Below are 12,317 nucleotides of genomic sequence, written 5' to 3'. Positions count from 1 at the left end.
CGAACATGTCGCCTGCCCATCGCCTGATCTCCCGCACCGCCCTGGCGATCGCCCTCGCCTGGACCGCGCCGGCGATGGCTGCATCCGACACCACCGATTCGCCGCCCGCAAAGCCCGCGAAGAGCGCCCCCGCCAAGCCGAGCGCGGAGTCCAAGGCGAAGGCGGATTCAAAGAAGGCGGACGCCAAAAAGGCCGACGCCAAGAAGGCGGATGCGAAGAAGGCCGACGCGAAAAAGACCGAGTCCAAAAAGGCCGCCTCCAAGCCGAATGCCAAGCCGGCGACCGCCGCGCTCACCCTCGCGCCCGCCGGCGCGCCCGCCGTCTCCCTCTCCGGCGAGCTTGCCCCGCTGCGCGCCGCCGTCACCGCAGCCAAGAACGGACAGGGCACCCAAGCCCTGGCCATGGCGCGGGACTTGAACGATCCGGTGGCCCGCAGCCTCGTGACGTGGCTCGTCATCCGCAATGCGCCGAACGATCTCGGCTTCGACGGCATCAACGCGTTCCTGAAGGACAAGCCCGGCTGGCCGACGCAGAACACCCTGCGCCGCCGCGCGGAACGGGTGCTCCTGGCGGAGAACCGCAGCCCGGACGTTATCCGCGCCTTCTTCTCCGAGGCCGATCCGCTCTCCGGCGAAGGCAAGATCGCGCTGGCACGCGCCTTCGCCGCTTCCGGCGACCGCACCACCACCGCCGCTTTGGTGCGCGAGGCGTGGCGCGAGGATGAATTGAGCGAAACCGTCGAAAAGACGGTGATGACCGAGTTCGGCCCCCTCCTCACCCGCGCCGACCACAAGGCGCGCGCCGACAAGTTCAGCTACAAGCCCGACACCGAGCGCGCCATGCGCGCCGCGTCCCGCGCGGGCTCCGACGTGGTGGCGCTCACCCAGGCGCGCCTCGCCATCGCCCGCAAGGAAACCGACGGGGCGAAGCTGCTCGCCGCCGTGCCGTTCACGCTCGCCAACGACCCGGCCTATCTGTTCGCCAAGTCCCAGCTCGCCCGCCGCGCGGACCGCCCCACCGAGGCCGCCCAGGCGCTGCTGAGCGCGCCCGACACGCGTGCCGCCGTGGGCGATGCGGACGAATGGTGGATCGAGCGCCGCCTCGTGTCGCGCGAGCTTCTCGACAACGGGGATTTCAAGACCGCCTATCGTGTCGCCACCCATGGGGCGACGCCGACCTCGGACAATTACCGCGCCGAGGAGGAATTCACCGCCGGCTGGATCGCCCTGCGCTTCCTCAAGGATCCGCGCACCGCCGCCCAGCATTTCGCGCGCATGGAAAGCGAGCAGAAGCACCCGATCACGCTCGCCCGCGCCGCCTATTGGCAGGGCCGGGCGGCGGAGGCCATGGGGGACACGGGCACCGCGCGCGCCCGCTATGAATCGGCGGCCCGCTTCAGCACCACTTATTATGGGCAGATGTCGCGCGCCCGCCTCGGCCTGCCGCCGGTGGCGCTGCGTCGCCAGCCGGAGCCCTCCGCCCAGGCTCGCGCCACCTTCGACCGCATCGAACCGGTGCGCGCCATCCGCCTGCTCTATGCCATCGGCGAGCGCGATATTCCGCTGACGATCTATTACGACCTCGCCTGGCGCATGGAGGATTCCACCCATCTCGCCATGGTGGCCGATCTCGCCCAGGCCAATAACGACACGCGCGGCGTGCTCGTGGTGGGCAAGGAAGGCTCGGCGGAGGGCCATCCCCTCGATGCCGCCTCCTTCCCCACCTTCGGCCTGCCGTCCTACACCTCCATCGGCAATCCGGTGGACAAGGCGGTGATCTATGCGGTGGCCCGGCAGGAGAGCCAGTTCAACCCGCGCACGCTCTCCAGCGCCAAGGCCATGGGCTATATGCAGGTGACGCCGGCCGCCGGCCGCGAGGTGTCCAAGCAGACCGGCGCGCCCTATAACGAATCGCGGCTGATGAGCGACCAGTCCTACAATGTCCAGTTCGGTGCGGCCGAGCTGGGCGAGCTGGTGAGCAATTACGGCGGCAACTACATCCTGGTGTTCGCCGCCTACAATGCCGGGCGCGGCAGCGTGCGCAAATGGATCGAGCGTTATGGCGATCCGCGCGACCCGGACGTGGACGTGGTGGACTGGGTGGAATGCATTCCCTTCTCCGAAACCCGCAATTACGTGCAGCGGGTGATGGAGAACTACCAGGTCTACAAGATGCGCTTCGGCGGGGCCGCCCGGCCCCAGCTGGAAGCGGACCTGCGCGGGGCGACGCGCTGAGAGACGATTGAAGGGGACCGCCGGGGCGTCATCGCGTTTACACAATAAAGTGCGGGCACTCCCCGCACCGATCGCCTAGAAGCGGGCGCAATGCCCTTCCCTTGCGCCGTTGCGCGGCGCGATTTCGAGCCCTTCCCATGATGCACCGCAAGAGCGATCCGGCACGGCCGGGCGCATCGCTGCCCGGCTTTACCGAATTCGTCGCCATCATCGCCCTCATGATGGGCCTGACCGCCTTCTCCATCGACAATCTGCTGCCCGCCTTCGAGCCCATCCATCATTATTTCGCGGTCGCCAATCCGAACGACCTCCAGCTCATCATCTCGGCCTATCTGATCGGCTTCGCGGTGATGCAGATCGTGTTCGGCACGCTGTCGGACGTGTTCGGCCGCAAGACCATGCTGATGATCGGGCTCGCGATCTATGCCGCCGGCTGCGTCATCGCCATGACCGCGGACAGCTTCGGCACGCTGCTGTTCGCCCGCGCGATCCAGGGCATGGGCTGCGCGGCGGCGCGCGTGCTCTCGGTGGCGATCGTGCGCGACCGCTTCCAGGGCCGCGACATGGCGCGCGTCATGTCGTTCGCCATGATGGTGTTCCTGGTGGTGCCCATCGTCGCGCCGGCGGCGGGCGGAATGATCCTCCTGGTGGGCAACTGGCACGTGATCTTCGGCGCCATGCTGCTGCTGAGCCTCGTGCTCGCCACCTGGTTCGGCCTGCGCATGCCGGAAACCCTGCATCCGGAATATCGCGTCCCCTTCTCCATGCGGGCGATCTTCGCCGGCCTGAAGCTGACCGTCACGAACCGCCGGGCGTTCGGCTATGCCAATGCCATGGGCCTGATGCTCGGCTGCCTGATGGGCTATGTGGGCTCCTCCCAGCAGATCTTCGAGACCGAGGTCTATCACCTCGGGCGCCTGTTCCCGCTGGCGTTCGCCGCCATCGCCGGGGTGATGTCCGTGGCCTCCTTCATCAATGCCCGGCTGGTGAACCGGCTGGGCATGCGACGCCTGTCCCATTTCGGGCTCTGCGGCTTCGTCCTGGTGGGAGCGTTGCAGGTGGCGGCGGCGCTGGGCTTCGAGGGCCGCCCGCCGGTGCTGCTGTTCTGCCTGCTGGTGGGTCTCAACCAGGCGCTGTTCGCGCTGACGGTGCCGAATTTCAACTCCATCGCCATGGAGCCGCTCGGCGCGGTGGCGGGCACCGCCTCGTCCTTCCTGGGCTTCTACACGACGCTGATGGGGGCCTTGCTCGGCATGGCGGTGGGCCGCGCCTTCGACGGCACCGTCCTGCCGCTCGCACTAGGCTATTGCGTGCTCGGCGCGCTCGGCGTCGTGGCCGTGCTGTGGGCCGAGCGCTGGCGCCTGTTCGGCAGCACGCCCGGCCATTAGCAGCGGGTCCTTGCAGGGTCCGCCGCCCCGTCTCCCCGCCAGGGCGGAGAGACGCCTATTTGCCGAGTTCCTTCTGGCAATCCGCGATGGTCTTGCCGAGCTTGGCGCGGTTCGCGTCATCCTCGGTGGTCTCGCGCAGGGTGCAGGCGTCGAGATTGTCGAACGCGCTGTCGTTGGCGATCTTGGCGCCCGTGAAGGCTTCCAGCGTCGCGCGGCGGTCGTCCGGGCCCAGGCGCTGATATTTCAGCACCGCGCCGGCCTTGTCCTGGGCGGGGGTGATGGGATCGGCGAAGGCCGAGACTGGCGCCAGGAAAAGGGCGCAAACGAAAAGGACGGCGGCGGGGCGCTGCACGAAGTGAACTCCAGGATGGGTGCGGTGTTACGCCTCTATTTGCACCGCCCGGAAATAGTCGTCCAGCATGTCTCTGGGGAAGGCCGGCAGGTTTTCGAGGCCGATTTGCCGCAGCAGCGGCGGCATGGGCACATCCGCCATCACCTCGCCCTCGCGCTTCATCTGCCGCGCCGCGCGCAGGACGCTTTGCGACTGATCGCGGATCACCGTGGCGAGAGTGGCCGCGTCCTCCAGATCGAACAAGGCGAGCATCACTTGCGGGTCGGCTTCCATCTGGTGGTGGAACACGGTGCGGTAAGTGTTCGGCAGCGCGCGAATGCCCGGGGCAACGCGGGGCGCATCGGCGCGACGCTGATCCACATGGGCGGACAGCGCGGCACGGCCCGTGCTGTCCACATCGATCTGGGGAATCTCAGTCATCACGCGTCCTCCGAAAGTGCACTGCGGGTTGCCTTGCGGCGCGCCCCGCGGCGCAAATGTCCGCAGGGATCGCGAAGACAACGCGCCGATGCCCCGTCCGGTTCGCCCCGGCGCGCCGTTTATGACGCCTTGGTGCGCAGCGTCACCAATTCCTCGGCGGAGGTGGGATGCACCGCGACCGTGCGGTCGAAATCCGCCTTGGTGGCGCCGAGGCCGAGGGCCACCGCCGCGAGCTGAATCATCTCGGATGCGGCCTCCCCCAGGATGTGGCAGCCGAGCACCCGGTCGGTCTTCGCATCCACCACCAGCTTCATGAAGGTGCGCACCGGACTGCCCGAAAGCGTCGCCTTGAGCGGGCGGAAATCGGTCTTGTAGATGTCGAGCGTGTACCCCGCCTTGCGCGCGGCGGCTTCCGAGAGGCCGACCGTGCCGATCTCCGGCTCGCTGAAGACGGCGGTGGCGATCAGGGAATGGTCCACCTGCCAGGGTTTGTTGCCGAACACGGTGTCGGCGAAGGCGTGCCCCTCGCGAATGGCGACCGGCGTGAGATTGATGCGATTGGTGACGTCGCCCACCGCATAGATGGAGGCGATATTGGTGGCCGAATGGGCGTCCACCTTCACCGCGCCCACCGCGTCCAGCTCGACGCCCGCGGTTTCCAGGCCGAGATTGCGCGTGTTGGGCACGCGGCCGATGGCCAGCATCACCTCGTCCACCTCCACCTCGGTCTCGTCGGAGAGGCGGACCCGCTTGCCGCCCTCCACCGCCGTGATGGAGGTGAGCGTGCGTCCGCACAACATGCGGATGCCGGCGCGCTCCATCTCCTTGGCGAGATGGGCGCGGATCTCGTCGTCGAAGCCGCGCAGGATCACGTCGGCGCGCTGCACCAGCGTGACCTCGCAGCCGAGCGCGTGGAACAGGCCGGCGAATTCCACCGCGATATAGCCGCCGCCCTGGATCAGGATGCGCTTCGGCAGCGCCGGGAGATGGAACGCCTCGTTCGAGGTGATGGCGCGTTCGCAGCCGGGAATCGAGGGCCCGAGCGCGGGATGGGCGCCGGTGGCGATCAGGATATATTTCGCCCGCACCCGCTCGCCGGTGGCGAGGACGTGCACCGTGTTCGGCCCCTCCACCACCGCCCGCGAGGCGAGGATCTTCACCCCGGCGGCTTCCGCGTTGCGACGGTAGATCGCTTCGAGGCGGCCGATTTCCGTGTCCTTGTTGGCGATCAGGGTCGGCCAGTCGAAGCGCGCGCCCTCCACGCTCCAGCCGAAGCCGGCCATGTCCTTCAGATCCTGGGCATAGCGGCCGGCATGGACGAACAGCTTCTTCGGCACGCAGCCGCGAATGACGCAGGTGCCGCCCATGCGGTATTCCTCCGCGAGCATCACCTTGGCGCCATGCTGGGCGGCGATTCGGGCCGCGCGCACGCCGCCGGACCCGCCACCGATGACGAAGAGATCGATTTCGGTGTCGGACATGGCGTGCTCCTTTGGCCTTTGCGGCAGGGCCTTCGCGGCCGGGCGTTCGCGGCCCTGCCGAGATGTAGACACGCAGCCTGCGCCGTCAAGCGCGCGCAGGGCAGGGCTGCGCCCGCGCTTGCGGGGCGCCGCCAGGGGTGCTTCAAGTCCCCGGAACCAACCGCCCCGCCGATCGCAGGTCAGAACGCACACGAATGCCCTCAGAGATTTCCCCGCTCTGGCTTCGCGCCGAAGACGCTCCCGGACGCGGGCGGCGCTTTTCCCTGCCGTGGCTCTGGCGCGTGCGCCTCGCCGCCGGGGACGGCGTGTTCGCGGTGGAAATCGCCCGCGACTCGGCGGAGAGCGCGGAGCCGCTCGAACTGACCTTCCTCGGGCCTGACGGCACGGCGCTCGGCCATGCGACCGTCGCCGCGCCGGTGGCCGCGCTCCTGCTGCCGCGCGGCACCGCGCGCATCGCCGCCACGAACCGGGCGGCGCTGCGCCTCGGCCTGTATCCGCGCGGAAAAGTGTGGCTGAAGCTGCACGCCTTCGCCCATGGCAGCTTTCCCGGCCTGCCGCCGCACCGGCGCTGGCGGGCGGCGGGGGCGGCGGCGCGCGACCTGCGCGGCATGCACGCCTCGCTGTTCGCCGATTCGCCGGCCCGCCAGGTCCAGGCGACGCGCCGCTACCGGCGCTATCGCGCGGACTTCGTGGAGGATTTCGCCGCCCCGCCGGCCGCCGGGGGGACGCTCTCGTTCCTCAGCGTGCTCGATGCGGGCACGGGCGCGCAGGATCTCGCCGCCTGCCTCGCCGCCCTGCGTGCCCAGAACGACGCCGACTGGGAATGGCTGATCGGCCTGCCGGACGCGCCGGGGGATATTCCCGATCAATTGGCGCAGGAGCCGCGCGTCCATCTGCTGCCCGGCGCCGGAACCGCGCCGCTCACCTTCAACGCCCTGCTGGCCGCCGCGCGGGGCGAGACGCTGGCCCTGCTCGATCCCGCCGGCCGCCCCACCCGCGATGCCGTGGCGATGATCCGCGCGGCGTTTTCTGCCCATGCGGATTGCATGCTGGCCTATACCGACGAAGAGATGCTGGACGAGGGCGGTGCGCCGCGCGACGGCATCTTCAAGCCGGCGTTCAACCGCCATCTGCTGCGGACGGTGGATTATTTCGGCGACATCGTCGCGCTGCGCACGGCCCATGCCCGCGCCATCGGCGGCGCGCGCGCCTATCTGCCGCTCGCGTGGCGCTACGATCTGCTTCTGCGCGCGGTGGGCGCCCTGCCGCCGGAGGCGATCCGCCATATCCCGCGTGTCGCCTATGGCCGGCGCGGCCCCGGCGGCTGGACGGGGTTCGCCTCCGCTGACCAGGCGCGCGAAGCCGCCCGCGCGCTGGAGGATGCGACCGGCGCGCCGGTGGAGATCCACGCCGACCTGAAACTGCGCCCGCATTACCGCCTGCCGGACGCCCCGCCGCTGGTGTCGTTCGTCATCCCGACGCGCGACCGCGCCGATCTGATGGGCATGGCGCTGCGCTCGCTGATCGCCCACACGGCCTATCGCAATTTCGAGATCGTCATCGTCGACAATGGCTCGACGGAGCCGCAGACCTTCGCCTTGTTCGCGGAGATCCAGGCCGCCTGGCCGCGCACGCTGGTGGTGCGCGACGATGGCGGGTTCAATTATCCGCGCATCTGCAATGCCGGCGTGGACGCCGCATCGGGCGATCTGATCTGCCTGCTGAACAACGACATCGAGGTGGTGGAACCGGGCTGGCTGCATGAGATGGTCTCGCTCGCCGCCTTGCCGGGCACCGGAATCGTCGGGGCGAAGCTGCTGTTTCCCGATCGCACGCTCCAGCATGCGGGCGTGATCGCCGGGCTGTTCCGCTATGCCGCGCACTGGTTTGCCCATGGCGCGGAGGACATGGCCGGCCATCTCGGGCGCCTGCACGCCCGCAACAATCTCAGCGCGGTCACCGGCGCGTGCCTGATGGTCAGCCGCCAATGCTGGGACCGGATCGGCCCGCTCGACGCGGTGCGCTTCGCCGAGGATTGCAACGATATCGATCTGTGCCTGCGCGCCCGGGCCGGCGGGTTCGAGGTGGTGTGGACGCCGTTCGCGCTGCTGCTGCACCATGAATCCGCCTCGCGCGGACGCCGGCGCAGCAAGGCGCATCGCGAGCGGCTGAAGGCCCAGCGGGCGCGCATGGAAGCGCTCTGGCACACAGCGAGCCTGGTGGACCCGCACTACAATCCCAATCTCGCGCGCAACAGCCTGCACGCGGGGATCGCCAAGCGCCCGGAAGGCGGCCGGGAGCCCCGCACCGACGCTATTCGCCCGCCGCAGACGGGCGCCTAACAGCGCTCGGCCTTCACGGCTTGAAGCCGGTGCAGAAGCGCCGTCATGCAAGGGGCGCGTCCCGGGCATCCACGCGGCGCCGCCGGCGCCGGCCCTTGATGCCCCGCGCGGGCGGCCCGGCATGGATTGCATGTTGCGTCTGCCCGTCCTGTTAGGATGGGGACGCCGGCGGGCACTCCGATGCGTGGACGGGTCTGTCGACCGTGGTCATCTCGGACCCGCCGGCGTTTCGGTCGCACACGCGTACGGGAGTTGGGGGCTTTCGCCCGAATGCAATCCGGCGTGCAGACCACCGCTCAAACATGCCGGAGGGTGCCATGGACGGCAAGCTCTACATCGGGATCGACGTGTCCAAGGACTGGCTCGACATCGCGAGCCACGATGGCGGGCAAGCCGTTGGACGGGGCCTGCGCATTGCCAATACCCCGGCGGCCGTGGCGGCTTGGAGCGACACCCTCGAACCGGCTCAGATCGGCCTGGTCGCCTTCGAGCCCACCGGCGGGTACGAACGGGGGCTGCGCCAGGAGTTGGTCGCAGCCAAGCTGCCGTTCGTGCGTGTCCACCCCAATGAAGTGGGGGCTTTCCGCACCCGCTGCGGCGTCAAAGCTAAGACCGATGCCCGCGATGCCCTGTTGTTGGCTGAGTTCGCCGCGCGCGAACTCTCCCGCCGCGCACTGGGGTGCTGTGTGGAAGGAGACCTTGCCTTGCGCGAAATGACCGTGCACCGCCGCCAGCTTGTGGATCTGCTGCAGGCCGAGCGGTGCCGCGCCGCCATTGCGCAGGCTGAAGCGGTGCGCGCCGACATAGCCGCGATCGTCGGCGCACTCGCAGCCTCCCTTGATGCCATCGAGGCGGCGATTGCCGAGCGCATCGCTGCCAATGCGGAGTTGGCCCAGCGAGCGGCAAACTTGCGCACACTGAAAGGCATCGGCCCGGTGACAGTTCATACCCTGATCGCTGAACTGCCAGAGCTGGGCATTTTGACCGGCAAGGAGATCGCTGCCCTGGTTGGCCTTGCGCCCAGAAATCGCGAAAGCGGCAAGCGCTCCGCTCGCGCCACCACAGGCCACGGACGACCCGGCGTCCGCCGCGTGCTGTTCAACGCAACTCGGTCCGCCATCCGCTGGAACGGCGTCATGCGAGACTTCTACCAGCGCCTCGTCACGCACAATAAGCGACCGGGGAAGGTCGCTCTAACCGCAGTCATGCGTAAACTGCTCGTCACTCTCAACGCCATCGCCCGCGACAACCAGCCATGGGCTCATTCCGGCACTTGACGCCCATCACGGGAGATGGCCGGGATACACCCGGCCATGACGGACGGTGAGAGAAATACAGCAGGGCGCCCTGCCGTCAGGCGGCTTCCGCATAGACCAGGCTGCCGAATGGCGATCGGATCAGAGGCGCGGCGCGCCGCCTTGCCTCAGATCACAGATCGTAGCCGCGCTTCTTCATCTCCGCTCGGATCCGCTCCAGCGCGTCCGAATTGAGCTGGGCGCTCCAGGCCTGGATGTTCTGCACCGCCTGCTGAACGATGGCGGGGCGGTCGTTCACCAGCTTCTGCCCGGTGGCCGACTTGTAGAAGGCCAGCGCCTCCTTCAGCTCGGCCTCGGTGAAACGCTGGGCATAGGAGGCGGCGACCATGTCGATGATCTCGGCCTGGCGCTTCTCGAACTCCGGACGCAGCGCGACGGCGACATCACGCAATTGCGGGGCGAGATCGGGATTGGTCTGGAGGAAGCCGAGCGCGGCGCCATCGACCAGGTTGGCGATCACGCCGTTGAACGCGCGGGCTTCGCCGTTTGCGTTCACCAAGTCGCGCGCGGCCTGCATCTGGCCCGCCGAGGGCTGGACCGTGAGCTGCTGGGCCTGCTGGGCGAGCGCGAAGCCGCCCGAGAGCGAGAGGGCGAACAGGCCGGCACCGAGGCGTTGGGCAAGCGAGGGGCGCATATTCTTCTCCGTTGGATTGGGTTCAGGCCGACCGTTCGAGCAGCTCGATGCCGCCGGAACCAGCCAGGATGACGCGGCGCGCGAGGCCGAGGAAAAGTCCGTGTTCCACCACGCCGGCCACCTGCTCGATGTGGCGGGCGAGCGCCGCAGGATCGGGAATGCGGCCGAGATGGGCGTCCAGTATGACATTGCCCTGGTCGGTGACGAAGGGCGCCTGCCCGCCCGCCCGGCGCAGAACCAGGTCGCCGGCGCAGCCCGCCGCCTCAAGGGCGCGCGCGAGGCGCAGCGTGATGGCGGGAACGCCGAAATCCACCACTTCGATCGGCAGCGGAAACCGGCCGAGGACCGCCACATGCTTGGAGGCGTCGGCGATCACCACCATTTCGCGCGCGGCGCTGGCGACGATCTTCTCGCGCAGCAGGGCGCCGCCGCCGCCCTTGATGAGCGCGAGATCGGGCCCGACCTCGTCGGCGCCGTCGATGCAGAGGTCCAGCTCGGGCAGCTCGTCCAGCGTCGCGAGCGGCACGCCGAGCGAAAGCGCCTGCGCGCGGGTCTGCTCGGAGGTGGGCACGCCCACCACCTTCAGCCCCGCCCGGACGCGCGCCGCGAGCAGATCCACGAAGTGCCGCGCGGTGGAGCCCGTGCCGAGGCCGAGGCGCATGCCGTCCGTCACGAACTCGAGGGCGCGGGCGGCGGCGGCGCGCTTCAGGTCTTCGGCATCGGCCATTTGGGTGTCCGGTGGCTGGCGTTGGCTGGCTGAACGGTTGCTAGCCTTGATCGGCGCCGCCGACAAGCGGGGAGGCCGCCGACAGATGGCTTCACGGCTACTTTGCCTGCGGCGTGCACAGGACCATGGGCTCCGCGGCCCCGCCGCCGCTCTTCGGCACGTCGCGGACGTAGCACACGCTCATTTCGCCGGTGTCCGCATTGACGCGGAAAATGCCGGTCTCGCCGGCGAAGCGGGCGGAGACCAGGGAATAGGCCCCGGCCTTCTGCGCGCCCGCGCCCTCGCCCTTCGGGAAGCAGCGGGTGATGCCCACGAGCGCGCTGTCGGGCCGCTCGAACTGGCAGGCGGAGACTTCGCCGGTCTGGCGATTGACCGAATAGACCCGGTTTGCCTGGGCCGAAGGGGGCGCCTCGAACGCGAAATTACCCGCGCCGGGCGCGGTCTGCGCCTGGGCCGCCGGGCCGCAAAGCACGCCGGCCGCAAGGCCGGCCGCCACCAAAATCCCGCGTCCCACCCTGCCCCTGCCACGTCCGGACCGTTCCGCCATGTGCCATCTCCTTCGCGCCGCGCCCCGCGCCGCCGCCGTCGCCGGGACGCTGGACATGAAAAGCGGCAGGATTGTAGGCAGGGGGGCAGACGGCCAAGAAAAGCCACGCCCGCCCCTTCAAGGATCATTCCCATGCCGCACCCGCGCCCCGTGATCGCCTTCGACCTGGACGGCACGCTGGTCGATACCGCCCCCGACCTGCTGGCGACCCTGGACGCGGTGCTGGCCGACTATGCCATCGCCCCGGTGGACCGCGACGCCACGCGCAACATGATCGGCGGCGGCGCGCGGGCGCTGATCGTGCGGGCGCTGGAGCATAACGGCATCGTCGCCTCAAAGGCCGATCTGGATGCGCTGACCGGCCGCTTCATCGCCCATTATGCCGACCATATCGCCGACCATTCCCGGCCCTTCCCCGGCCTCCTGGAGGCCCTGGACGCCCTTGAAGGGGAAGGCGCCCTGCTCGCGGTGTGCACCAACAAGCTGGAGCGCCTCGCCCGGCTGCTGCTGGACCGGCTCGACCTGACGCGGCGCTTCGTCGCCATCACCGGGGCGGACACCTATGCCAAGTCGAAGCCCGATCCCCTGCCCCTGCTCTCCACCTTCGCGGCGGCCGGAGCCGCGGGCGGATTCGGGCTGTTGGTCGGCGACAGCGCCACCGATGTGGCAACCGCCAAGGCCGCCGGTGTCCCGGTGATCGCCGTTTCGTTCGGCTATACGGAGGTCGCGCCCGCCCATCTCGGGGCCGATGTGCTGATCGATCATTTCGACCAGTTGCAAGGCGCGGTGCGCGATCTGCTGCGCCAGCCGGCCCGCTGAACGGCGTGCGCGCGGGGGCGGCGGCCTGTGGATAGCTCCCCCCGCCCTTGACACCCC

Annotated in this window: 11 protein-coding genes; 5 read left to right on the top strand and 6 right to left on the bottom strand. The window is 69.3% G+C overall.

Translation table 11 applies throughout. From position 1 onward, the window contains the following. Nucleotides 1-5 precede the first annotated feature (5 nt). Nucleotides 6-2,234, top strand: a complete 2,229-nt coding sequence (locus V5F84_RS12110) for a lytic transglycosylase domain-containing protein (protein WP_394045814.1) — start codon at nt 6-8, stop codon at nt 2,232-2,234. Between the two features lie 137 nt (nt 2,235-2,371). After that, nucleotides 2,372-3,622, top strand: a complete 1,251-nt coding sequence (locus V5F84_RS12105; RefSeq protein ID WP_394045816.1) for a multidrug effflux MFS transporter — start codon at nt 2,372-2,374, stop codon at nt 3,620-3,622. A gap of 55 nt (nt 3,623-3,677) precedes the next feature. Here the strand turns inward: V5F84_RS12105 and V5F84_RS12100 are convergent, their stop codons facing one another. From V5F84_RS12100 to gor, 3 genes are all read right to left on the bottom strand, one after another. After that, entirely contained in the window at nt 3,678-3,974 is a 297-nt protein-coding gene (locus V5F84_RS12100) for a hypothetical protein (RefSeq protein ID WP_394045818.1), read from the bottom strand. 27 nt (nt 3,975-4,001) lie between these two features. After that, a complete protein-coding gene (locus V5F84_RS12095) occupies nt 4,002-4,394 on the bottom strand; it encodes a hypothetical protein (protein WP_394045820.1) in 393 nt (130 codons plus the stop codon). A 119-nt stretch (nt 4,395-4,513) separates the two neighbouring features. Then, nucleotides 4,514-5,875, bottom strand: a complete 1,362-nt coding sequence (gene gor / locus V5F84_RS12090; protein WP_394045822.1) for a glutathione-disulfide reductase — start codon at nt 5,873-5,875, stop codon at nt 4,514-4,516. A 194-nt stretch (nt 5,876-6,069) separates the two neighbouring features. On the opposite strand from gor, the gene V5F84_RS12085 reads away from it, so the two are divergent. Together V5F84_RS12085 and V5F84_RS12080 are read left to right on the top strand one after the other, a co-directional pair. Continuing rightward, nucleotides 6,070-8,217 carry a glycosyltransferase family 2 protein gene (locus V5F84_RS12085; protein ID WP_394045824.1) on the top strand — a complete coding sequence of 716 codons (2,148 nt, stop codon included), beginning with the start codon at nt 6,070-6,072 and terminating at the stop codon, nt 8,215-8,217. Nucleotides 8,218-8,534: 317 nt separating this feature from the next. Then, the gene (locus V5F84_RS12080; RefSeq protein WP_509277093.1) at nt 8,535-9,494 is read left to right on the top strand and encodes an IS110 family RNA-guided transposase; all 960 of its coding nucleotides are present in this window, start codon (nt 8,535-8,537) and stop codon (nt 9,492-9,494) included. Nucleotides 9,495-9,645: 151 nt separating this feature from the next. Here V5F84_RS12080 and V5F84_RS12075 read toward each other — a convergent pair whose 3' ends face one another. The 3 genes from V5F84_RS12075 to V5F84_RS12065 form a co-directional block, all read right to left on the bottom strand. Continuing rightward, complete coding sequence (locus tag V5F84_RS12075; protein WP_394045441.1) at nt 9,646-10,167, bottom strand: DUF2059 domain-containing protein; 522 nt, start codon at nt 10,165-10,167, stop codon at nt 9,646-9,648. A 22-nt stretch (nt 10,168-10,189) separates the two neighbouring features. Beyond that, the gene (gene rpiA, locus V5F84_RS12070) at nt 10,190-10,894 is read right to left on the bottom strand and encodes a ribose-5-phosphate isomerase RpiA (RefSeq protein WP_394045443.1); all 705 of its coding nucleotides are present in this window, start codon (nt 10,892-10,894) and stop codon (nt 10,190-10,192) included. Nucleotides 10,895-10,991: 97 nt separating this feature from the next. Further along, nucleotides 10,992-11,441, bottom strand: a complete 450-nt coding sequence (locus tag V5F84_RS12065) for a lactonase family protein (RefSeq protein WP_394045445.1) — start codon at nt 11,439-11,441, stop codon at nt 10,992-10,994. A 132-nt stretch (nt 11,442-11,573) separates the two neighbouring features. Here V5F84_RS12065 and gph point away from each other — a divergent pair, with 132 nt between their 5' ends. Continuing rightward, complete coding sequence (gph, locus tag V5F84_RS12060) at nt 11,574-12,260, top strand: phosphoglycolate phosphatase (RefSeq protein WP_394045447.1); 687 nt, start codon at nt 11,574-11,576, stop codon at nt 12,258-12,260. The last annotated feature ends 57 nt before the right edge of the window (nt 12,261-12,317 follow it).

Origin of the sequence: Roseixanthobacter liquoris (assembly GCF_043195135.2) — a bacterium.
Lineage (GTDB): Bacteria > Pseudomonadota > Alphaproteobacteria > Rhizobiales > Xanthobacteraceae > NCEH01.
Note: the sequence above shows the minus strand (reverse complement) of the source record. Positions and strands in the feature narration are given on the sequence as shown.

Bases quoted from the DNA above. Each gene is read 5' to 3' on its own strand.
- V5F84_RS12085 (WP_394045824.1), top strand. From the start codon at position 6,070: ATGCCCTCAGAGATTTCCCCGCTCTGGCTTCGCGCCGAAGACGCTCCC.
- V5F84_RS12110 (WP_394045814.1), top strand. From the start codon at position 6: ATGTCGCCTGCCCATCGCCTGATCTCCCGCACCGCCCTGGCGATCGCC.
- V5F84_RS12080 (WP_509277093.1), top strand. From the start codon at position 8,535: ATGGACGGCAAGCTCTACATCGGGATCGACGTGTCCAAGGACTGGCTC.
- V5F84_RS12075 (WP_394045441.1), bottom strand. From the start codon at position 10,167: ATGCGCCCCTCGCTTGCCCAACGCCTCGGTGCCGGCCTGTTCGCCCTC.
- V5F84_RS12095 (WP_394045820.1), bottom strand. From the start codon at position 4,394: ATGACTGAGATTCCCCAGATCGATGTGGACAGCACGGGCCGTGCCGCG.
- gor (WP_394045822.1), bottom strand. From the start codon at position 5,875: ATGTCCGACACCGAAATCGATCTCTTCGTCATCGGTGGCGGGTCCGGC.
- rpiA (WP_394045443.1), bottom strand. From the start codon at position 10,894: ATGGCCGATGCCGAAGACCTGAAGCGCGCCGCCGCCGCCCGCGCCCTC.
- V5F84_RS12065 (WP_394045445.1), bottom strand. From the start codon at position 11,441: ATGGCGGAACGGTCCGGACGTGGCAGGGGCAGGGTGGGACGCGGGATT.
- gph (WP_394045447.1), top strand. From the start codon at position 11,574: ATGCCGCACCCGCGCCCCGTGATCGCCTTCGACCTGGACGGCACGCTG.
- V5F84_RS12105 (WP_394045816.1), top strand. From the start codon at position 2,372: ATGATGCACCGCAAGAGCGATCCGGCACGGCCGGGCGCATCGCTGCCC.